The 22,562-nt window shown below is 48.4% G+C and carries 17 protein-coding genes; 1 reads left to right on the top strand and 16 read right to left on the bottom strand.

The genetic code is table 11. The features are described from left to right. Positions 1-121 precede the first annotated feature (121 nt). From DWZ54_RS10675 to DWZ54_RS10620, 12 genes are all read right to left on the bottom strand, one after another. A complete protein-coding gene (locus tag DWZ54_RS10675; RefSeq protein ID WP_118476216.1) occupies positions 122-1,282 on the bottom strand; it encodes an MFS transporter in 1,161 nt (386 codons plus the stop codon). Between the two features lie 134 nt (positions 1,283-1,416). Continuing rightward, positions 1,417-2,196: a sugar phosphate isomerase/epimerase gene (locus tag DWZ54_RS10670; protein ID WP_118476214.1), complete on the bottom strand. Its 780-nt coding sequence runs from the start codon at positions 2,194-2,196 to the stop codon at positions 1,417-1,419. Between the two features lie 115 nt (positions 2,197-2,311). Beyond that, positions 2,312-3,379 carry a TRAP transporter substrate-binding protein DctP gene (gene dctP, locus DWZ54_RS10665; protein ID WP_118476212.1) on the bottom strand — a complete coding sequence of 356 codons (1,068 nt, stop codon included), beginning with the start codon at positions 3,377-3,379 and terminating at the stop codon, positions 2,312-2,314. A 69-nt stretch (positions 3,380-3,448) separates the two neighbouring features. Then, complete coding sequence (locus DWZ54_RS10660; protein WP_118476210.1) at positions 3,449-4,765, bottom strand: TRAP transporter large permease; 1,317 nt, start codon at positions 4,763-4,765, stop codon at positions 3,449-3,451. Between the two features lie 12 nt (positions 4,766-4,777). Then, the gene (locus DWZ54_RS10655; RefSeq protein WP_118476209.1) at positions 4,778-5,275 is read right to left on the bottom strand and encodes a TRAP transporter small permease; all 498 of its coding nucleotides are present in this window, start codon (positions 5,273-5,275) and stop codon (positions 4,778-4,780) included. A 35-nt stretch (positions 5,276-5,310) separates the two neighbouring features. Next, positions 5,311-6,276 (bottom strand): sugar phosphate isomerase/epimerase, encoded by a 966-nt coding sequence (locus tag DWZ54_RS10650; protein WP_118476207.1) that lies wholly within the window; start codon positions 6,274-6,276, stop codon positions 5,311-5,313. 52 nt (positions 6,277-6,328) lie between these two features. Next, the gene (locus DWZ54_RS10645) at positions 6,329-7,420 is read right to left on the bottom strand and encodes a Gfo/Idh/MocA family protein (protein ID WP_118476205.1); all 1,092 of its coding nucleotides are present in this window, start codon (positions 7,418-7,420) and stop codon (positions 6,329-6,331) included. 1 nt (position 7,421) lies between these two features. After that, positions 7,422-8,387, bottom strand: coding sequence for an ROK family protein (locus DWZ54_RS10640; protein ID WP_118476203.1), 966 nt, complete (start codon positions 8,385-8,387; stop codon positions 7,422-7,424). Between the two features lies 1 nt (position 8,388). Beyond that, entirely contained in the window at positions 8,389-8,955 is a 567-nt protein-coding gene (locus tag DWZ54_RS10635; RefSeq protein ID WP_118476201.1) for an SIS domain-containing protein, read from the bottom strand. A 21-nt stretch (positions 8,956-8,976) separates the two neighbouring features. Beyond that, positions 8,977-9,420, bottom strand: a complete 444-nt coding sequence (locus tag DWZ54_RS10630; RefSeq protein ID WP_118476199.1) for a cupin domain-containing protein — start codon at positions 9,418-9,420, stop codon at positions 8,977-8,979. A gap of 39 nt (positions 9,421-9,459) precedes the next feature. Then, positions 9,460-10,491, bottom strand: coding sequence for a zinc-binding dehydrogenase (locus DWZ54_RS10625; protein WP_118476220.1), 1,032 nt, complete (start codon positions 10,489-10,491; stop codon positions 9,460-9,462). Positions 10,492-10,504: 13 nt separating this feature from the next. Further along, positions 10,505-11,335: a sugar phosphate isomerase/epimerase family protein gene (locus tag DWZ54_RS10620; RefSeq protein WP_118476218.1), complete on the bottom strand. Its 831-nt coding sequence runs from the start codon at positions 11,333-11,335 to the stop codon at positions 10,505-10,507. Positions 11,336-11,630: 295 nt separating this feature from the next. Here DWZ54_RS10620 and DWZ54_RS10615 point away from each other — a divergent pair, with 295 nt between their 5' ends. Beyond that, complete coding sequence (locus DWZ54_RS10615; protein ID WP_118476197.1) at positions 11,631-12,521, top strand: LysR family transcriptional regulator; 891 nt, start codon at positions 11,631-11,633, stop codon at positions 12,519-12,521. 52 nt (positions 12,522-12,573) lie between these two features. On the opposite strand, the gene malQ is transcribed toward DWZ54_RS10615, so the two are convergent. The 4 genes from malQ to DWZ54_RS10595 all read right to left on the bottom strand — a co-directional run bounded on the left by malQ (position 12,574) and on the right by DWZ54_RS10595 (position 22,469). After that, positions 12,574-16,026 carry a 4-alpha-glucanotransferase gene (gene malQ / locus DWZ54_RS10610; RefSeq protein ID WP_118476195.1) on the bottom strand — a complete coding sequence of 1,151 codons (3,453 nt, stop codon included), beginning with the start codon at positions 16,024-16,026 and terminating at the stop codon, positions 12,574-12,576. A 70-nt stretch (positions 16,027-16,096) separates the two neighbouring features. Next, a complete protein-coding gene (gene glgA, locus DWZ54_RS10605) occupies positions 16,097-17,533 on the bottom strand; it encodes a glycogen synthase GlgA (protein ID WP_118476194.1) in 1,437 nt (478 codons plus the stop codon). Between the two features lie 29 nt (positions 17,534-17,562). Continuing rightward, a complete protein-coding gene (gene glgB, locus DWZ54_RS10600; protein ID WP_118476192.1) occupies positions 17,563-19,935 on the bottom strand; it encodes a 1,4-alpha-glucan branching protein GlgB in 2,373 nt (790 codons plus the stop codon). A gap of 65 nt (positions 19,936-20,000) precedes the next feature. Further along, a complete protein-coding gene (locus DWZ54_RS10595; protein WP_199663357.1) occupies positions 20,001-22,469 on the bottom strand; it encodes a glycogen/starch/alpha-glucan phosphorylase in 2,469 nt (822 codons plus the stop codon). Positions 22,470-22,562 lie beyond the last annotated feature (93 nt).

The following is a 22,562-nucleotide window of genomic DNA, read 5'->3' as shown; positions in this document are numbered from 1 at the left end:
CGCCCGACACTCAGTGGCGTTTTTCGCCCGGCGCTAACAACCATACTACATCATTAAACATCTGTCAATCATCTTCAGAAAAATATGACCGAATCTGAGGCTCTATTTTCTCACTGTTCATTTATCGATAACGCCAAATGCCATAACAAATAGCGGTCAAGATAACAATAGATGTGTTAGCAATACTATACATGAATGGATAACCATAGCTTGCCGCTACAATACTCATAATGGCTGCCGCCAGCCCTACGCTGATATCAAGCGACCAAAAATATGTGGCCGTTGCCACTCCAGCCCGTGATGGAGCAGCACTCCTGACTGCTAAGGTCTGGAAGGCCGGACTCAGTGCACCAAACCCAATACCAAGTACAACAGCCGATACCAAAAGGTCGGAAACAGAACTTACCTGACCGAAAAGCACCATACCCACAGCAAAAAAGAGAAATCCCGGCCAAATAGTCCATTCTGGCCCCTTCTTATCGAATAAACGCCCAATAATCGGACGCGTCAAGACGATAATAAATGCAAAAACCATAAAAAAAAGACTCGTGTCAGACTGCAATCCCAATTGCTTTGCATACAGAGGAATGAAGGTCAAAATTCCACCATAGGCAAAAAAAACCAAGCCACCGAGCCCGGCAGGAATCAAAGCCTTGAATTCGATAAAATCATATAAGTGAATCCCCTTCTTCCCAGAAGCAACTGGCAGAATCATTGACTCAGGCAACCGCCGCACATTGGCTGTCAAAAATATCATGACGCCTAAGAGTGTTAGAAAGGCAAACAGAGCCGTGCTGCCAAGCTGGCCTATAAGCAACAACCCTAAGAAAGGTCCCACAACCATCGCAAGATTTGTCGATAGTGCAAAATATCCAATCCCCTCGCCCTTACGTGCAGACGGCAGCACGAGAACTACCATAGTTGCCGCGGCTGTTGTTGCCAGTGCAAAGATACAACCATGCAGAAGGCGCAATACATAGATAGATGCCAAGCTATGAAACCAGTTAAAAGCCAGCATGACAAAGAAGAATGCGAGCGTCGATATCATCAGCATCTGATGCTTGTTGACAACATCAATAAGTCTGCCTGCTAAAGGGCGAAAGGTGACGGCGCCAATCTGAAAGAAACTCATGGCTAATCCCGCTTCCATATCATTGCCTCCAAGATTCTCCAGGATAAAGATAGGCAATGCCGCTACCATGATGTACTGCGACATGTACATAAATAAATTGCTACTGCTCATTCCAAAAAATTCTGGAGTCCAAAGTTGTTCTCGTTCCATACAATTCCTGCTTTCTCTGTTTTTTTGCTCTGTTTCTTTATGTTTTCATCTTCTAAGAATCTCTCATGACTCTTATGAGCAAGTCGGTACTTGCTCAATGCTGTGCAGAAATGAAGCCGGACAATTACCGTGACTTAGCATAAAACACTCTTGAGGACCGTCACCGCATTTTGATGGGCCGCGTTCCAATCGTTTGGAACGTCAGCTTCGATGGTCAAAGTATCACAATAGGATATCTGTAAAAGCTTATCTAAAAAAATCTGATAGTCATAGCCATCTCGGGGATCAAGATACGGCCTGTCCGGATATGATAATGGATAATCCATATGGATATGACGCAGATAGCGCGCATATGTGATAAGATCTTTAAAATCTTCATTGCTCCAAACCATATGACGGAGATCTGCCATCAAAAAAAGATTTGACATGGCGGCTTTTTCAATAAGAGAGACAGCCTCAGGTAGCGTATTGATATAATTACTATATTTGGGGCCAAGCGGCTCAATCAAAAGAATTAATCCATTCTTGCCTGCAATTTTCGCAATCATCCGAACAAAATCAATGAAAAAAGGTTCTTTTTTCAAATCATCAGCAGATTGTAGAGAACGCGCTTTTCCATTCCCTAGGATTATTTTCTTAGCACCAAGTTTCGCAACTCTATAACAAGCACGTTCCATATAGTTTCTGAACTCCATCGGTTGAAATCCATCTTTAAAGAAGATACGCTCATTGAACGGAAAAATTCGCCCGCCGATAAGTACTGGGGTTCCAGTCTCAGTCACCTTCTCTTTGAACCGTGCAAAATCTTTTTCAGTAAGTGATTCCAGTTCAGGTATGTCAAGTTCTGCATAGTCATATCCTGCAGCACTTATTGCTTCAAAATCCTTGATCGTTCCAAATCCACCGAGTTTCATCTATGCCATCCCCTTTTCCCGCAATTTATTTTGTGCTTCCAACACTGAACTATCTAAAAAAGGAATGAGGCATGACAATTGACTTGTCACACCCCATGATTGCTATCCAAATGCTTTACTGCTTATATTTTTCCTTCGTTTTGAGCAGCAGATCATACAAGTTCTTCTGGTTATCGCTTGCACTACTGAGGAATTCATTCACAACGCCCTGTGCTGCCTCTTTGAACGGTGTTTTGTCTACTTTGGTAATTTCAATGCCGTCTGCTTTCATCTTTTCAAGTCCATTTTCTGTAGCATTTACCCACATCTCGTTATTCCATTTATCACTAAATTTATGACCAGCCCTTAAAAGTGCTTCCTGATTTTCTGGGGAAAGTGTATTAAACCATGCGGCACTGACAAAGATAGGATCTGGAATCGTGAAATGCTCGGTAAGCGAGAAGTATTTACAAATCTCACTCCATCCATTCGCTGCAATAACCGCCGGCGTATGGTCAAGACCATCAATTGTCCCCTGCTGCAACCCTGTATAAATCTCAGAAGAACCAAGCGGCGTGCCAATTGCTCCCATCGCATTTGTGGCATCTGCCAGTAGTTTATCCGGCATGGTACGGATTTTCAGTCCATTTAAATCAGCTGGCGTCTGAATCGTACGCTTGGCATTGAGGAAGGAACGGCTGCCAATATTCGTCCATCCGATAATCTTGAATCCTGCCTTCTCTGCACTTTCTTCAAGGACCTTCTTCACATCCTCATCCTGAACAGTCTTTACAGCCTGCTCCCCACTATCCCAGAGATAAGGTAAAGAGAATACAGTCCAAATATCATCAAACGCAGAAAGGTCACTTGCCGCACACTCTGTCATCTCAATCGTGCCGGACTGCAATCCTTCAAATGTAGCCTGTTTATCTCCCAACTGTGAGGATGGATAGAACTCCATTTTGAGTTTACCATCCGATTCATCGCTGATCATCTTTGCCAGTTCTTTTGCACCATCAGCCTGTACACCACTAGATGCAAATGTGACAGAATATTTGACAACAATTGCATTCGGATTGGATGTCCCTGCGGATTTTTGTGCTACATCCTTGTTTTCAGCGTTTCCTCCACATCCGGCAAAAGCGAGCATCATCATGACCATTGTAGATAAAAGAGCAATGATTCTAAACATTTTATGTTTCATTTTTCTTCCCCCTTACTACCTGTATAGCATTTTATACTTATTACATCCACATCATTTTAACAATCAATGTTATATCTTATATCCAAGTGAGAGTGGGATTGCCGTAATAAGGTCTGGTATATACGTGATCAATAACAGGACTCCAATTTCTGCTATCAAATATGGAGCTGTTCCCTTTACTACAGATTCCACTGGTATCTGTCCTATCTTACTGGTTATAAACAAACAATATCCCAGCGGCGGTGTAATATTGCCAATTGTCAGGTTAAACGCCATAACCACACCGAACTGTACCAGGCTGATATCGAGAAGAACTGCTACTGGCGCAAGAATAGGAGCAAGAATGACAACAGCTGCGCCACCATCCATAAACATTCCCATGACAATCAAAAGGATATTCACCAACAAGAAGAAAACGTACGTATTATCGGTCAAAGAAAGAATCAACGAACTGACCAGTTGCGGCATCTGCAAGGCGGTAAGACCATAACTGAATACCTTCGCACAGGCGATGATCAGAAGAATCGGAGCCGAACTATTGACAGCATTTAGTAAAATGCCTCCCATCTCGTTCATCTTCAAAGTCTTTGTGACATACAAACTCACGAAAAGGCTATAGAAGACGGCAATAGCGCCTGCTTCGTTAACGGTACAGACACCGCTCATAATACCGCCTACCACAATCAAAGGCATGCCCAGAGGAACAATGGCTTCCATGACTGTCTGCCTAAGTTCTCCTTCTGCCAGCTTTTCTGTTCTGCGAGGGAACTTGCACGTCTTATTTCTCAAAAGAACGACTGCTATCAAGGTAAGGCCACACAAAATGCCAGGGATGATCCCCCCCATAAACATAGCGCCGACAGAGCAGCCAACGGCCGTTGCATAAACCACCATAATAATACTTGGTGGAATAATCGGGCCGCATGTCGATGCGCCAGCGATGACACCACAAGCTTCTGACGTTGAATATCCCTCTTTTTTCATCGCTGGAATCAAGATTCCGCCCATACAAGACGAGGTTGCCTGTGCTGATCCAGTAATACCGCCAAAGAACATACTGGCAATGATACCAGAATTTGCCAGGCTCCCCGGCAGACGACCAATCAAAAGCATCGCGAATCTAACAAGTTTCTCAGTAATGCCACCTCTATTCATGATTTCGCCGGCCAGCATAAAAAAGGGAATAGCCAGCAGGGAAAGATTTCCCATTCCATTAAAGATTGATTGAGAAATAGCCAATGTCGCAATTGGTGTTTCCGTAAGCAACGACAACGCCATCAGACTGAAGAAGCCTGTCATTAAAAGCCCAATATATACTGGAATCCCCGCCAATAAAAATACGAAAGTGAGGAAAATCAATACTGAGACAACTGTTCCTGTATCCATATTTCTTCCTCCTCACAAATCTTTTGTCTCGACAGAATCATCGGCATGCTTTGCCCCAATGGAGCGTATATATTCATAAATACATAACAGAAATCCTATTGGGATGGACACGTAGTAGTACATCCTGGGAATTTTCAGCACAGTACTGAGCATCGTCCCCTTGACAGTGTACTGGAAAGTAACTGCGACCAGAAGCAACAGAAATGCTAAGGTAATCAGCATAATAATAGAATGTACAACCATATGTAATCTCTTGTCCTTAATTTTTCTTTCCAACAGATCAAACTGCGTATGGCCATTCTTCCTGACGGCTCTTGCACAACCGAACATTCCCATAATGATGAGAAGCGCCTGACTGACTTCATCCGCCCATAAAAATCCAGAATGAAGAAAATATCTTGCAATAACATTGGCAAAGGCTATACTGACAATAGCCGCGAGACTTACTGCACTGACAATATCTTCGATTGCCCATATGACTTTGTCTAGTATACCAAAAATATGGCTCATGGAATTGTCGCCTCCTTGATACAAAACTTAGCCAATTATGCCCACCACATACCTGTACGCTCTTTTGAAAGCATGGATTCTTTTAGTGTCCTTACTGCTTTTTCAAGTCCCTCCATTTGGTTCATCAGGCTATCTTCATGCTCAATGCTGATTACGCCATCAAAGCCAATGAGTCGCAATGCAGAAAAAATATCTTTCCAATATTTTATATCATTTCCATATCCTACTGTCCTGAAAATCCAGGATCGATCTAGTTCTTCACTATAATGCCTGGTATCCAGAACGCCATTGACGGCTTTATTATAGGGATCAATCCGAACATCTTTTGCATGCACATTATAAATCATCCCATTCAGATTTCGGATTGCCATCACGGGATCTATTCCCTGCCACAAGAGATGACTCGGATCAAATGTTACGCCGATTGCATCACCTACAGCATCTCGCAATCGATGTGCAGTATAAACATTGTAGACGCAAAATCCTGGATGCATCTCAAGTGCGATTTTAGTAACCCCATGTGAATTTGCAAATTCTGTAAATTCTTTCCAGTATGGAATCAACACGTCGTTCCATTGATACGCCAATATCGTCAGATAATCATCAGGCCATGCACATGTAACCCAGTTGGGATATTTCGATTCCTTGCTATCACCGGGGCATCCTGAAAAGCAAGAAATCGTATCGATCCCTAACTTTTCCGCAAGAAGAACTGTATACCTCATGTCTCGATCATAAGCTTTGGCCATCTGCTGATTAGGGTGGACTGGATTGCCGTGACAAGAAAGTACACTAATCCCAACGCCTGACTTCCTTACCATCTCCACGAAAGATGCAAATGCTACATCATCCTGCAGAAGTTTTTGCGGATTAACATGTGCTTTTCCTGCATATCCGCCACAGCCTGGCTCTATATATTCAATGCCCAGCCGGCGGAATTGTATCAACGCTTCAGCAAGCGGCTTATTTTGAAGCGCATTCGCTACTACTCCCAGTTTCAATTTTAGCCTCCCGAATCTCTAGTCGTATCGCATGTCTCCTAATAATCCTGATTTACATGACTGGAATCCAGCTTCCAGTATGTGCACTTTCATACAGAGCATCACATACTCGCATAATATGAAGACCATCCTTAAACGTCGCAAACTGATTTACACTATTTTTTCCTCGAATTGCCTGATAAATAGCGGTAAAATTCTGTTTGAACGCATCTGGAAAACCTTCCGCATGACCACCAGGATAGCTGATGATCTTGGCTACGTCTGGATCCATTAGATTGGGATCTTTTGTTAAAAGTCCATTTGGTTCATTCCGATGACCGATCAAGATATCATTGACCTTTTCATTATCCCATTCCAAAGATGCTTCTGTTCCTGCTACACGAAGGACTGTCTGATTCTTCTTGCCAGAGAAAACACCTGAAAACTCTGCCATTCCTGTCGCTCCACCGTCAAACCGAAGCAATACATATGAATAATCTTCGGTATCGACTGGAATTGCTTCACGCCCATTCATTCGTTCCGGATAAATCGTCTTGAACTCCGCAAAGACTTCTTTGATTTTCTGTCCTGACACATACTCGGCTAAATCAAACCAATGTGATCCCAGATCCGCCGTAACTCTTGTCTTGCCACATTTTGCAGACAGGATTTTCCAGCTAAAATCCGTTTTATATTGAAGCCAATCCTGAAGATAGCCGCCAGAAAGATCAAAAATCTGACCAAGTTCCCCCTTCTCAACCATTTTCTTCATCTGAAATGAGGCAGGATAAAAACGATTGTGAAAATTAAGTGCGCAAATCTTGTCGTATTTCTTCGACGCTTCAACCATGACTGCTGCCTCATCAGCATTACTGGCCATTGGCTTTTCACAAATGACATGGACACCTCGCTCCATTGCCGCCAATGCAATCTCTTTATGTGTAAAGTTAGGTGTACAAATGTGGACACAATCCGGATGGCATGTATCCAGCATTTCCTTATAGTCAGAAAACGCATAGGGAACACCAAGTTGTGCTGCCTTTTCCTCTACATTGAAGCTGTCAACAATAGCAACGACATCAACATTAGGAATTCTTCGGAGTGCCTCAATATGAGCCTTACCAATAAAGCCGACACCAATAACCGCTGCTTTCAAATGTTCCATATCAAAACTCTCCCTTTCTAACGGTCGCAGATAGAGCAATCGTCACAGCTCCAATCAGTGCTGCATCATAACCGAGTGCTGTCTGTACAATCTTGATATCCTTCATTGCATAAAAGGCACATTGGTCAATCGCCTCCCTGATACCAGGCATCAGAAGAGAGATTGATGCCGCAACGCCTCCTCCGATGATAAATGCTTCTGGATCCAAGATATTCACATAAGAAGCAATTCCACGTCCGATATAGTTACCAACTTTTCTGAAAATATTGAGTGCAACAGCATTTCCCTTTTTTGCCAGTTCTGCCAAAGCAGCACCGTCGGATCCTGCATCGATTGCTTCAAATTTCGCCGAAAATACTGAATCACGTTCCTTGGCATCGCATATCATCCGATTGATTGCCGTACCAGAGCCTTGTGCTTCAAGACATCCATATTCACCGCAAGGACACTTGACTGGTTTCTCATACTCTACGGTCAAATGACCAAACTCTCCTGCATTGCCATTTACACCGCGAATCAACTTGCCATCAATAATGACAGCTCCTCCAATGCCAGTCGAAACAGTCATCCACCCAAAATCCCGGTATTTCATTCCAAGCCCAAATCGAAGCTCTCCCAGCGCACAAGAATTCACATCATTTTCACAAACAACACGATCCATCGAAAGCTTCGTCTGAATAAACTGGCCCACAGGTACATCGGACCATCCTGCATAAACGGCGCGTTCCAACACACCAGAAGACCTATCTACGATTCCTGGAAGATTCACGCCAATCGCACCGACAGAATCCAACCCGACATCACACTCTTGAAGAATTTTTCTAAAGGTATCACAACAGACCGCTACGTGTCGCAAACAATCTACTGTTTTTGTTGGAAATTGTTTTTTCTTCACAATCGTGCCATTTCCATCTGCAAGTGCTATGATTGTCTTCGTTCCGCCAATATCAAATGCCCCTACAAACATTTTATCTCTCCTGTTTCTGCAACTGCCGTTTTATATTCTGTGAAACCGCATGCTCAAGAATCAGATGAATATCTTCTACTACACCGTAATTTTTTGACTGGATAACAATCGGAAAATCGGAAAGATCAATCAGCTTACCGCCGTAGTCTCCGACGATGCAAATTGTTTCTGCTCCTTTTTCACGTGCATACTTATGTGCTTCCACAAGATTGGGTGAATTGCCCGACACAGAAAGAGAAATAACAAGATCACCAGGCTGCAGATAATTCCTGATCTGCTCGACCATCACCTGATCATATCCATTATCATTTCCATATGCAGTGAAAATAGAGGTATGATCTGAAGGAGCTTGAATCTTCATTCTAGGCGCATCACCAACATTAATGCCCTTTCCAAAGTCACATACCCAGTGAGATGCCGCGGCAGCGCTACCGCCGTTCCCCAGAATGAAGATATTTTTGCCCTCTGTTCTCGCTTTATCCATATATACTTCGAGTCTGACAATATCTTCGCGACTAATCTTCTCGACGGTTTCAGTTAATTCTTTTGCATAAGTATCAAAAAACATGACCTTCTCCTTCCAATAATATTATTTCTCTTCTTCTCCATTATATTCGCTCTTATCATCATCGAGTACGTCATAGCCTGCGCGCGTATAGAGATCAAGCTGCGGTGGCGTTGCAATGCCCAGCGTCACAAACGGCTCTGTATTCGAAGCGGGATTTCTCGTCCCATGAAGAACGCCCTCTGGTGCATAGACAATGTCTCCTGCTTTAACGGGAATCCATTTATCGTAAAGGTAGCATTCCCCTTTACCAGAGAAGATAATCAGAATTTCTTCCGAGATAGGATGCTTGTGCGGTGCAAATTCCTTGCCAGGTTCATGAAATCCGACTGCAATATTGGCTCCACGACATCCCATTTTAGGATTGAGTGCGAAATGAACAACATGCCCATTCGGCATAGTCCAGGTCTCACCACCACTGATACTGAATTTTCCACCATATTTCTGCACATATTCTTTCTTTGTCATCTTAATTATCCTCCATTTATATCTTTTATCAGCTTAATATCAAAATTTAATTACTGCCTTAATGGCACTGCCATTTCTGGCATCTTCAAATGCCTGAAGCGCATCCTTATATTCATATACCGTAATCATCTTTTCTAATGCAGACTTCAGTTCAATTACCTTATCAACCACAGCAGATGTCCCATCTGACTTCAGAAGAGGCGCTGGCCCCTTGGATCCAATGATCGTAAGTTCCTTGCGCATGATTGGTAAGGGCTTAAAGCCATCGATACTATTGAAATAAACGCTAGGCACTACAATTCTGCCACCTGTCCTAGCCGCGCTCATAGCATCCTGTAAGACCGCTGGTGCCCCTGTTGCCTCTACAACCACATCGACCCCCTCTCTTGCCGTCATCTCCTTTATTTGTTCGAGCCAATCCGCATCGTTTGTATTAACAACATCAAGAAGACCAGATTTACGTACTTGGGCAAGACGCAATTCACTTCGGTCTGCACCGACAATTTTCCCTGCACCAAGTGATTTGAGAATCTGCGATGCAATGAGTCCGATTGCTCCCAATCCGAATATCAAAACAGAATCCCCTGGTTTAATCTCCGCTCTTTTTGCCACATGGAATGCACAGTTTGCTGGTTCCATCAATGTCGCAGTAATATCATCAAGCACACTCGGAATTGGGCTCAAAAAACCATAGGCCTCTGTATTCGTTACTAATGTCTTTTCTGTAAAACCTCCTGGAAACAAAGCGTCATTAAGGCTCTTACAATAATTTTGAAGACCATTGCGGCAGAACCAGCAGCGTCCGCATCCCTTCACCAGTTCACTAGCAACTCTCATGCCACTTCTAAGCCCATTGGCACCTTTCCCTGCATCTGTGATAATTCCGGAAAATTCATGTCCAAAATAATGCTCTCTTGAAAGATCTCGACGTCCATTGTAAAGTGCAAGATCACTCCCACAAATGCCGCAAGCACTGACGTCCACTTGTACCGTTGTTTCTGTTGCACTAATTCGATCTGGAATATCTCGCATTTCAAGTTTGCCAGGAGCAAGTAATCTGATACTTCTCATGTTCTCATTCCTTTCATTCAAAAGCTGCATGTGCATGTGCGATACCAATCTTCATCTGCCTATCAGCCTCTTCTACAGTGTCGAACCAAAGCTTCCAAGGATAAAGACCGAAGACCTCAAAGGAAATATATTTGTCAAAGTTGATTTCCTTAAGCGCATCTGCTACTGCCTTGAAATCAAAATGTCCAGTTCCTGGTGCCATTCGATTGGAATCCGCGAAATGAAGATTTTCCAATGCATATCCATATTTTCTTACCGATTCTGCTGGTGAAACTTCCTCGATATTCATATGGTACGTATCCGCCATTGTTCCGACATTGGGATGATCTACAAGTTTAATAAACTCTGTTGCCTCTTGCATGGTATTAAGAAAATTTGTTTCATAGCGATTGATTGCCTCAACGGCCAAATGAACATCTTTTCCTTTGGCATATTCACCAGCTTGACGAAGCACATCTGCCATACACTTTGTTGCCTCCTCTCGATTATCTTCGCAATCGAGATGACGTGTATCGCCACCGCTTCCTACAATAACAGTTCTGGACTCCATATCAGATGCTACATTTACTACCTTTTTTAGATATTCGATGCATTTTGTATTCAGTTCTCGATCTGGTGTCGCCAGTTTCACACTGCCATCAAAAATATAATGAAGCGCACTACATTCAAGACCGGCATCTTTAATCCACCCTTTCACCTCCTTTCTACGCTCTGGTGTACTTTCAATTGGAAGATGCAAGGCTGCTGTAATCTCAACAGCATCAAAGCCAATGGAAGCCGCTCTATTAATCGTATCATGAAGATCATTCATGCCATAAACGGCAGTACACATACTAAATCTCATGGTTACCTCCATCTGTTATCCTTATAAATTTTTATCTTCTGTTAATTTTGATTATACACTTTATAATTTAATATATCCAATATATTAAATTATGTTTTTAATATATTTATTATATTAAACATTTAATCTTTACAGTAAAAAAATAAAATGGCATAAGTTATCTCCGTTTTGTATAATGTAAGCATCAATAAAACGAGACAGTCAAGGATAAAACACTTAAATAATATTCATTGATTATCTATTTATATAAATTATCAATTTGTAATTCAGATAGATAAATAAAGGAGGCAATTACATGACGTTAAATCAACTGATCTATTTTCAAAAAATTGCAGAACTTGAAAATATGGGGCAAGCATCAAAGCTTCTGCACGTCTCGCAGCCCAGTCTGAGTATTGCCATTGCAAATTTAGAGAAAGAATTATCGTTGCCTCTCTTCGACAGAAACGGCCATACAATCCGACTTAATAGAAATGGAAAACTATTTCTAAAAGAGGTAACAAAAATTTTAGATGATATTGATGGGGCAAAGCGACATATGCAGGCACTGGCAGCTGATCGCGAATCCCGTATACGCATTGGATGTATCGCTCCTGTTCTTTACGATTATCTCCCCAAAAGAATACAAGAATTCCTGCAATTAGACAAACGGAACGACCTGAAAATTGAATTTTCATCTAATAATACTACTATTCTAATTGATCAGCTCAGGGAAGGATATTTCGATTTTTTAATCTGTTCAGAAAACAATAGTCATGATCTTACACAGACCTTGTTGTTCAGTGAGCCATATGTCCTCCTCTGTCCACTTGGCTGGCCCATCCCTAAAAGCTGGAATGATCTACTTGATCAAATACTGATTGGCTTCCAGACAAAAGCTGCCGCACATCATGAAATCCATACTATGTTGATTCGAAATGCTCTACAACCTATATATCGTTACAGAGCACCAGACGAACAAACAATCGCCTCTTTGGTTTCTCATGGATTTGGGTATGGAATCGTTCCACTCGTTGACTCTATCAAAAACTATAAATTACAAATCGTTCCCTTGCCTGAGCCAAATGATGGCATGATACGAAATATCTATCTAACACAAATAGCAGACCATACTGCTATCGGTGCTTCAAACCGATTCATAAAATTTCTGTTAGACGTAAAACGAAGAGAAGAACAAGCAAAATAAAACCGCAGTACATGTGTACTGCGGTTTCAGAGAAAGACAAACGCTCAAGGGGTCAGCGGTTGTATGTTTGACAGAGTTTGGCCAGATGCGAGGCATCGACCTCCATGAGGTAATCGGGCTTCAGGCACCACTTCCAGTTGCCTTCTGCCGTGCCCGGCGTATTCATGCGCGCATTGCTGTCGAGTGCCAGGATATCCTGCATCGGGACGATGGCCAGACGCGCATCCGACGCATAGGCATACGCGATGAGCTGCTGAACGACTTCCGGCAGCGGCTTGCCATCCGCGTGCACGAGATGAGCCACGGCGTCGCGCTGCGAAGCAGGGATATCGTGCTTGAGCCAGCCGAGCATCGTGTTGTTGTCGTGCGTGCCCGTATAGACGACGCTGTTCTCCGGCGCCACAGTCCCGAGGCGTCCGCATTCATTGAACTGGAGCGTGAACTGCAGGACCTTCATGCCCGGGAACTTGCAGTCGTCGCGAAGCTTCTCGACCTCCGGCGTAATGATGCCGAGGTCCTCCGCCACGATGGGCAGATTGCCGAGTTCCTTCATGATTGTATCGAAGAACGGCTTGCCCGGCCCCGGCTTCCAGCAGCCGTTGATGGCTGTCTTGGCCTTGCCGTCGATTTCCCAATACGATTCAAAGCCGCGGAAATGGTCGATGCGCGCGATGTCCACGAGTTCGTAGAGCTTATGGAAGCGGCGCTTCCACCAGGCGTAATCCTCAGCCTTCATGGCCTGCCAGTCATATTGCGGATTGCCCCAGAGCTGGCCGGTCGCGCTGAAGTAGTCAGGCGGTACGCCGGCAACCGTATGCGGCGTGCCGTCGGGGTTGAGATCAAAGAGGCACTGGTTGGCCCAGACATCCGCACTGTCCTGCGACAGGAAAATCGGCATATCACCCATGATCTGGATGCCCGCAGCATTGGCGTATTCATGCAGGCGCTGCCACTGACGATAAAAGAGGTACTGCACGAATTTTTCCAGCGAAATATTTTCTGCCAGACGGTCGCGCAGATTCTTCAGGGCATCGGGCTTGCGCAGCTTGACGGGCTCCGGCCAGGACGTCCAGCTGGCGCCGCGGTATTCCTTCTTGGCAGCCTGGAACAGCGCGTAATCATCAAGCCAGTAGGCTTCCTTTGCACAGAAGGCCTGATAATCCGCCTGCGCATGCACATCCTTCTGGAATTCCACATGGGCGCGCTTGAAGCAGCGGATCTTGAAGGTCTTGACTGCCTCGAATTCAACAGTATCGTCCTTTTCAACAAACGGGAGCTTGACATCCTGGCGCGTCAGCCAGCCGGCTTCGACGAGTTCATCGATATCGATGAGCAGCGGATTGCCGGCAAATGCGGACGGGGACTGGTAAGGGGAATAACCGTAGTCCACCGGTCCGAGCGGCAGAACCTGCCAGACCTTCTGTCCGGCAGCCTTGAGGAAGTCGACAAAGCGATATGCTTCCTTGCCGAAGTCACCGATGCCGTACTTCGATGGCAGGGAACTCGGATGCAGCAGGACGCCGGCCTTGCGCGGGTAATGACGCACTGGCTTTTCATGGTACAGCAGCTGGCCTTTGAGCGGCGGCAGCTTCACCGTGAGCTTGCCATCCTGGATCTCGTACTTCGCGCTTTCCTGGAAGGCATCGGCAAACGTGCCGCTCGCAAAATCCTGCACGTTGATTGTGACGGTCTTCTCCTCATTGCGGCTGCGGTTGAAGAGCACGATGAAGATTTCATTGGGGGCCTCCGCACCGAAGACATCCTGGCCGCCGCGGATCAGGCGGGCATATGCCATGACATCGGTATCCGCATAGAGAGGCAGAAGCTCGCCCGTCTGCAGGGCCACATGTTCATTGCGCATGCGGATGAGGCGCTCGTACCAGCTGCGCACATACGTATCGCCATGCTCCCAGTCATAGGGACGGCGGTTATACGGATCCTTGAAGCCCTGCATGGCAATCTCATCGCCGTAGTAGACACAGGGCACGCCCGGATATGTCATCTGCCAGAGTGCCGCCATCAGGAGACGAGCCAGTCCCAGATTGTACTGGTCGCTGTCCATGCGGAAGCGCGACTGCTCGATGGCCGGCATGCTGTCGTAATACGGCGCTTCGCCGAGGATCGTCATCGCGCGCTCGACATCGTGGCTGCCGATGAGGTTCATCATCGCGTAGAAATTCTCTTTGGGGTAATTCTCACGCAGGCTTTCGAAGCGGCGACGGCAGGCAATGCCGTCGGCATGGCCGAGCAGGAAATCAAAGAGGATCTTGCGGAACGGATAGTTCATCGCCGAGTCCATTTCCTGGCCGCAGAGATATTCGCGCGGCACGCCGTAGGCGACCTTGTGCGAAGCATCCTCCCAGACCTCGCCGATCATCACGGCCTCAGGGTCCGTTTTCTTGAGCTCAGCGTAGAAGGCCTGCGAGAAGGCCGCCGGCAGTTCATCGATGACATCGAGGCGCCAGCCGGATATGCCCTCACCCATCCAATGATGCAGGACGCTGTCCGGCTTGTAGATGATGAAGTCCATATAGGACGGCGTCGTCTCCGTCACATTCGGCAGCGTGGAAAAATTCCACCAGCAGTCGTATTCATAGGGGAAATTGCGGAAATTGTACCATTCGTAATACGGTGAATCCGGGGACTGGAATGCACCGATCGTATTGTACTGTCCACTGCGGTTGAAGTAACGGCTGTTGCTGCCCGTATGACTGAACACACCATCGAGGATGATGCGGATGCCTTTCTTCTTCGCCTCGGCCACGAGATGATGGAAATCCTCATTCGTGCCGAGGATGGGATCGATCTTATGATAATCGCCCGTATCGTAGTGATGATTGCTCTCCGATTCAAAGACCGGGTTGAGGTAAATAACCGAAATGCCGAGATCCTTGAGGTAAGCGAGCTTCTTTTCAATGCCCTTGAGATTGCCGCCAAAGAAATCATAGGCGACAATTTCCTTTGTATCGGGATCCTTGTAGTAACATGGATCATCCTGCCAGCAAGTATGGATGACGCCGCCCTTCTTCTCAATGATCTCATTGCCCTCGCGGCAGAACCGGTCGGGGAAAATCTGATACATAACGGCATGCTTGAACCAGTCCGGCGTCTTCGCGCCCTTGTTGTAAACCGTGATCTGGAACGACGGCGGCACGTGGTCGTAGACCATGCCGACGCCGCCGAGCTGCTCGGGGTTGTTGCCATAGAACCAGGTTCCATCCTCCATGACGATGATGAAATAATACCAGATGAGGCCGCCTTTTTCCGGCATGACGCAGGTACCCGTATAATCATGCTGTTCGGCATTCGGATCATCATTCGTCGTCATCGGGATGAGCTTTTCGCCGGTCTGGTCGTGCCAGCAGCGCAGGAGTACCTGACGGATCCCTTCCTTCGTCCACAGCCTGATTCCCATGCGAACCTTGCTGCCCGCCTCCGCAGCACCGACTGGTGAACGATAGGCGATGTTCTGGGAATCATGTCGGACTTGATTTTGCTCCAGCATTCATATTCCCTTCCTTTGTTTCTTGCGGAAAGAAAGGCGGCAGAATCTGCCGCCCCTCCCCTTGCCTTGCTTATTTTTCTATCAGCTTTGCATAAAGCTGCTTGTATTCCTTTGCCGACTCTTTCCAGCTGTAGTCCGAGCGCATCGCATTTTCCACGATCTGCTCCCACTCGCCGTAATTCTCGTAAGCACTCAGGGCGCGCTTGAGGGCATACATCATCTCATGAGCATTGTAGTCGGAGAACACGAAGCCATTGCCCTTCTTCGTGTACTTGTCGTACGGGATGACCGTATCCTTGAGGCCGCCCGTCTCACGGACAAGCGGTACGGCGCCGTAGCGCAGTGCAATGAGCTGGCCGATGCCGCACGGCTCATAGTTCGACGGCATCAGGAAGATGTCCGCTGCCGCGTAGATGCGCTGTGCCAGCTGATTCGAGAAGCGGATGTTGGCCGAGACCTTCTTCGGGAAGCGCCATGCCAGGCCCTTGAACCAGTCTTCATACGGCTTGTCGCCCGTGCCGAGCACGACAAACTGGATATCCTCATGCTGCAGGATCTCGTCCATCATGCGCACGATGAGGTCGAGGCCCTTGGCTGCGACCAGGCGGGAAACAACGGCCACCATCGGGATGCGGCGGCCCGTCGGCAGGCCCAGCATCTTCTGGAGCTCCGTCTTGTTGTCGGCCTTGCGGTCAAGCGTGTCCACATCATACGTCTCGAAGAGATTCGTGTCCGTGGCGGGATTGTAGACATTGTAGTCGATGCCGTTCGTGATGCCGAACAGCGTATCACTGCGGCTGCGCAGCAGACCGTCAAGATGCTCGCCAAAATACTCATACTGGATTTCCTTGGCATACGTCTTGCTGACCGTCGAGATGAAGTCCGCGTAGATGAGCCCACCCTTCATGAAATTGACGGCATCGTAGAACTCAAGGTCGCCGTTGTTGAAATACTTCCAGTCGAGTCCGAGAACATCGCTCATGACATCTTTCGGGAAGATGCCCTGGTATTTGAGATTGTGGATCGTGTAGAGCGTGCGGATCTTCTCGTAACGCTCGTCGCCCTGATGTTCAAGCTTCAGGAAGACATTGACAAGACCCGTGTGCCAGTCATTCGTATGGATGACATCCGGCCAAAAATCCATGGCCGGCAGCAGGTTCAGCACGGCGCGGCAGAAGAACGAGAAGCGCTCGGCATCGTCACCGTAACCGTAGAAGCCATCGCGCTTGAAATATTCTTCATTGTCGACAAAGTAATACGTGACGCCGTTGTATTCGAGCATGTCGAGTCCGACGTATTTCGTGCGCCAGGAAACCGGCAGTTCTCCATCATAGATGTGTTTCATCTCCTGACGGAATTTCTCCGGGATCTGGCCGTATTTCGGCAGGATGACCCTTACATCGACATCCTCGCCGCGCAATGCCTGCGGCAGAGAGCCGGCTACATCAGCCAGGCCGCCCGTCTTGACAAATGGCACCGCTTCTGAAGCAACATAAAGTACTTTCATGCGATTGTTCCTCCTTGTATTGCTGTTAATCAGGCTTCACCAGCGGCAGCTTCCTTGGATGCGGTTTTGGTTGCGGCTGTTTTCTTTCTGGTGGTCGTCTTTTTTGCTGTTGTGGATTTGGTAGATTTCGTGGATTTTGCCGACTTCGTCGTCTTCCGCGCCGTCGTTTTCCGCGTCGTGGACGCGGAGGAAGAGGCAGCTGTCGTGCGCTTGCGGCGCGTCTTTGGCTTCTCCTCCGTCTCGCCTTCTGCGGCCTTCTTGGCAGCCTTGGCTGCCTCGCGCTTGGCCTTGGCTGCGGCCTTTTCCTCGTCGGTCATGCGCGGACGGCCGCGGCGGCGCTTCGGTGCCTCCGTCGTTTCCTCAGCCTTCTTGGCCGTGCTCTTGCGGCGCGTGGTCTTGCGGACTGCGGCGGCTTCCGCCCCAGCGGCGGAATCCTGTTCTTCATGGCCGATGGCTTCCGTCTTTACCGCCGCAGCATCGTCAAAAGACCGCTTGCCCTCAAGCTGTCCCTTATGACGCAGATAGATGGTGGCCATTGGCGGGATTGTCAGCACGACAGACTGGTCGCGGTCGTGCCACTTGACATCTTCCGTAAGGATCTCGCCCTCATTCTTCACGCCGCTGCCGCCAAAGGCCTCGTCATCCGAATTGAAAACTTCCAGGTACGCGCCTTTTTCGGGCATGCCCACGCGGTAACCATGGCGGACCTCCGGCGTGAAGTTGCAGATGGCAACGATGTAATCCGACGGATCATCCGCCTTGCGGATAAAGGACACGATGCTGTTCTCACTGTCGTTGCAGTCAATCCACTGGAAGCCGTTCCAGTCAAAGTCGACTTCCCAGAGAGCCTTGTGATCGCAGTAGAATTTGTTGAGCGCGCGGCTGTACTCGAGCATCTTCTTGTGCATCGGGTACTGCTGCGGCAGATGCCAGTCGAGGCTGTCATCGTAATTCCACTCGATGAACTGGCCGAACTCACCGCCCATGAAGAGCAGCTTCTTGCCGGGATGCGCAATCCAGTACGCGAAGAATGTGCGCAGCCCCGCAAACTTCTGCCAGTAGTCGCCCGGCATCTTGCTGATCAGCGAGCATTTGCCGTGCACGACCTCATCATGTGAGAGCGGCAGCACGAAATTCTCGCTGAAGGCATACATGAACGAGAACGTAACCTTGTCGTGGTTCCACTTGCGGTAAATCGGATCGAGCGACATGTAGCGCAGCATATCGTTCATCCAGCCCATGTTCCACTTGTAGTTGAAGCCCATGCCGCCCATGTACACCGGCTTCGAGATCAGCGGCCAGGCCGTCGATTCCTCAGCGATCATCAGGGCCTGCGGATGGTACTTGAAGATGTTCTCATTGAGCTTCTTGAGGAAATCCATGGCCTCGAGATTGCCCGTATCGCCGTATTTATTCGGCGTCCACTCGCCATCCTTGCGGCCGTAGTTGAGGTAAAGCATGTTGGCGACGGCATCGATGCGCAGGCCGTCGATATGGTACTCCTCAAACCAGAACATCGCATTGGAAATCAGGAAGCTCTGGACCTCGGTGCGGCCGTAGTCGAAATTCGTCGTGCCCCACTCCCAGTTCTCGGCAAGCTGCTCGTTGTCCGATTCATAGAGCGTCTGACCGTCGAAGTGGCGCAGGCCCTGTTCATCCTTGCAGAAATGGCCCGGCACCCAGTCCATGATGATGGCGATGCCGTTCTCATGGGCCTTGTCGACGAGATAACGGAAATCATCCGGCGTGCCGAAGCGGCTCGTCACGGCATAGTACCCCGTGATCTGATAGCCCCACGAACCATCGAACGGATGCTCACAAAGCGGCATGAACTCGATGTGCGTGTAGTTCATCTTCTTGACGTAATCGATGAGCTGATCGGCAAGATCGCGGTACGAGAGATATTCGCCATCGGCCGTGCGGCGCCAGGAGCCCGCATGCACCTCATACGTCAGCATCGGACGGCCGTAGGACGATTCACCCTTCTTGCGCTCAATCCAGTCGGCATCATGCCACGTATAGTGGCCGAGGTCGTAGACGCGCGAAGCCGTCTCCGGTTTCTTCTCCGCATAGAAGCCATACGGATCGGCCTTCATGATGCGCGGGCCGCCCCACTGCGGCTCGATGGCGTACTTGTAGACGGCGCCTTCCTCGACGCCTTCAATGAATACCTGCCAGACCTCGCCGTCATGGACTTTCGTCATGGGATTGATCCGGGTATCCCAGCCATTGAAATCGCCCACCACGCTGACGGATTTCGCATGCGGAGCCCAGACGGCAAAACGCACGCCCTTGCGCCCATCCTGTTCGACGAAATGAGCGCCGAGCATCTCATAGGCATGGTAATTGGTTCCCTGATGGAACAGGTAGAGGTCAAATTCGCTTAAATCCGATGTTTTCACAATAATCCCCTTTCTGTGTATCCCCTTGGAATCCTAAGCAAGTTCCTGCTCTAGCGATTCACAGCTTACGGGATCATGACCGGCTTGATCTGCCAGATTTCCTTCGCGTATTCATCGATGGTGCGGTCGGACGAGAAGCCGCCCGAGTTCGCAATATTCATGGCAGAAGAACGCAGCCACTGGAAGCGTTTCTGATAACGGTTCATGATTTCGACATGAGCATCTGCATAGGCGTTGAAATCCTTCAGGATAAAGAATTCATCGTTGTCCTTGAGCAGATAGTCGTAAAGCGACTGGAAGTTGCCATACGTGCCATCCGTGAACTGATTCATGACCGTACGGACATTCTCGTTCGTATTGTATTCGTTCCAGGCAGAATACGTACCCGTTGCGTAATAGTTGAGAACCTCATCCGCCTTGAGACCGAAAATGACGCAGTTCGCGTCGCCGCCCACGGCATCGCGGATCTCGACATTGGCGCCGTCGAGCGTGCCGAGCGTGATGGCACCGTTCATCATGAACTTCATGTTGCCCGTGCCTGAAGCTTCCTTGGATGCCGTCGAAATCTGTTCACTGACATCGGCTGCCGGATAGACAATCTCGCCGATGGACACGCCGAAGTTCTCGATGAAGACGACCTTGATCTTGCCATGGATCGACGCATCGTTGTTGATCTTCTCCGCCACGGCATTGATGAGACGGATCGTTTCCTTGGCGATGTAATAGCCCGGCGCCGCCTTGCCGCCGAAGAAATACGTCGTCGGCAGCATGTCGAAGGACGGGTCCGTCTTGAGCTTATGATACTGATACATGATGTGCATGATGTTCATGAGCTGGCGCTTGTAGGAATGGATGCGCTTGACCTGGATATCGAAGATGCTGTCCGGGTCGACCTCGAGACCATTGTGCTTCTTGACATAGGCCGCGAGTGCTTCCTTGCGCAGATGCTTGATGGCATTGAGCTTCTCGAGGAACGGCTTATCCTCGACGGCATCGTTGAGGAGATCGAGCTGTTCCGGATGACGGTGCCAGCGGCGGCTGCCGATGGTCGCATCGATGAGATCCGCAAGTTCCGGGTTTGCGCCCATGAGCCAGCGGCGGTGCGTGATCCCGTTCGTCTTGTTGTTGAACATGCGCGGATTGTATTCATAGAAATCATGCAGCGTCGTATCCTTGAGAATCTGCGTATGAATCTTCGCCACGCCGTTGACGCTGTGGCCGCCAACGATGGCCAGACGTGCCATATGGACCATGTTGTCCTGAATGATGGACAGGGCATGCACCTTGTCTTCATTGTTCGGATAGCGGTCACGCACATCGATGAGCCAGCGGCGGTTGATTTCGTCGATGATCATGTAGATGCGCGGCAACAGCGGCTTGAACATGTCAACCGGCCATTTCTCAAGGGCTTCCGGCATGATCGTATGATTCGTATAGGCAATCGTGTTCTTCGTGATGGCCCAGGCCTCATTCCACTCGAGGTTCTCTTCATCGACGAGGATGCGCATGAGCTCGGCAACGCAGAGTGCCGGATGCGTATCGTTGATGTGGATGGCAATCTTCTGGCCGAACTCATGGATATCCATGCCCGTCTTCTTGTAATGGCGGACGATGCTCTGGACGCCGGCCGAAACGAGGAAGTATTCCTGTATGAGGCGCATGCGGCGGCCATCGTACGTGCTGTCATCCGGATAGAGGAACTGCGTGATGCTCTCGACGAAATTGCGGTATTCCTGCTTCTGACGCAGCTGTTCCTGCGTCAGCATGCCGTAATCGGAAAAGTCGCGGTTGACCTCGGCATTCCAGAGGCGCAGCGTGTTGACCGTGTTGTTGTGATAGCCGACAATCGGCACATCGTACGGCACAGCCATGACCGTCATCGGATTCTCGTAAACGAGCTTGAGGCTGCCATCCTCCATCTCCTTCATGTAGGCATTGCCGTTGAATTTGACATCGATGGCCTTATCCGGCTTGCGGTACTCCCAGGCAAAGCCGTTCTTGAGCCAGTTATCCGGGATCTCGACCTGATTGCCGTCAACAATCTTCTGCTCGAACAGGCCGTACTGGTAGCGGATGCTGCAGCCGTGACCCGGCAGGCGATGCGCAGCCATGGAATCGATGAAGCAGGCGGCGAGACGGCCGAGGCCGCCGTTGCCGAGACCGGCATCCGGCTCTTCCTCAAACGTCTCCGAAAGGCTCAGGTGGAAATCCTCGAGCACTTCCTTGACGGCTTCCTCGATGCCGAGATTCATGAGGTTCGACTTGAGCAGGCGGCCGAGCAGGAACTCGATGGAGAAGTAGTACACCTGCTTCTCCTGGCGTTCTGCATACGTCTTGTTCGTCTTGATCCAGTTGTCGGTGATGTACTGCTTGGCCGTCGCAGCCACCGTCTGGTATACTTCATTCTCCGTGAGTTCCTTGATGTCGCGTCCCCACATGACATGGGCCGTATTGACGAAACGCAGCTTCAGATTCTCTTTGAGCTGCTCGAACTCACGGTTCTTCTGTTTCTGTTCTTTGTTCTCTCTTGCCAAATAAAACACTCCCTTGGCTATGGTATCCTATAAGAAAAGCCGCTGTAAATCAGCCCCTGGCAGATGCACAGGATTTCCTTCTTTACAACGGCT

This window comes from Mitsuokella sp. AF33-22 (assembly GCF_003475755.1).
Taxonomy (GTDB): domain Bacteria; phylum Bacillota; class Negativicutes; order Selenomonadales; family Selenomonadaceae; genus Mitsuokella.
This window is presented reverse-complemented; position numbering and strand designations above follow the sequence as displayed.

What these genes read in the sequence shown, in the direction of transcription:
- DWZ54_RS10655 (WP_118476209.1), bottom strand. Translation starts at nt 5,275, where the DNA reads ATGAGCCATATTTTTGGTATACTAGACAAAGTCATATGGGCAATCGAA.
- dctP (WP_118476212.1), bottom strand. Translation starts at nt 3,379, where the DNA reads ATGAAACATAAAATGTTTAGAATCATTGCTCTTTTATCTACAATGGTC.
- DWZ54_RS10660 (WP_118476210.1), bottom strand. Translation starts at nt 4,765, where the DNA reads ATGGATACAGGAACAGTTGTCTCAGTATTGATTTTCCTCACTTTCGTA.
- DWZ54_RS10625 (WP_118476220.1), bottom strand. Translation starts at nt 10,491, where the DNA reads ATGAGAAGTATCAGATTACTTGCTCCTGGCAAACTTGAAATGCGAGAT.
- DWZ54_RS10635 (WP_118476201.1), bottom strand. Translation starts at nt 8,955, where the DNA reads ATGTTTTTTGATACTTATGCAAAAGAATTAACTGAAACCGTCGAGAAG.
- DWZ54_RS10615 (WP_118476197.1), top strand. Translation starts at nt 11,631, where the DNA reads ATGACGTTAAATCAACTGATCTATTTTCAAAAAATTGCAGAACTTGAA.
- malQ (WP_118476195.1), bottom strand. Translation starts at nt 16,026, where the DNA reads ATGCTGGAGCAAAATCAAGTCCGACATGATTCCCAGAACATCGCCTAT.
- DWZ54_RS10670 (WP_118476214.1), bottom strand. Translation starts at nt 2,196, where the DNA reads ATGAAACTCGGTGGATTTGGAACGATCAAGGATTTTGAAGCAATAAGT.
- DWZ54_RS10675 (WP_118476216.1), bottom strand. Translation starts at nt 1,282, where the DNA reads ATGGAACGAGAACAACTTTGGACTCCAGAATTTTTTGGAATGAGCAGT.
- DWZ54_RS10630 (WP_118476199.1), bottom strand. Translation starts at nt 9,420, where the DNA reads ATGACAAAGAAAGAATATGTGCAGAAATATGGTGGAAAATTCAGTATC.
- DWZ54_RS10645 (WP_118476205.1), bottom strand. Translation starts at nt 7,420, where the DNA reads ATGGAACATTTGAAAGCAGCGGTTATTGGTGTCGGCTTTATTGGTAAG.
- DWZ54_RS10620 (WP_118476218.1), bottom strand. Translation starts at nt 11,335, where the DNA reads ATGAGATTTAGTATGTGTACTGCCGTTTATGGCATGAATGATCTTCAT.
- DWZ54_RS10640 (WP_118476203.1), bottom strand. Translation starts at nt 8,387, where the DNA reads ATGTTTGTAGGGGCATTTGATATTGGCGGAACGAAGACAATCATAGCA.
- glgA (WP_118476194.1), bottom strand. Translation starts at nt 17,533, where the DNA reads ATGAAAGTACTTTATGTTGCTTCAGAAGCGGTGCCATTTGTCAAGACG.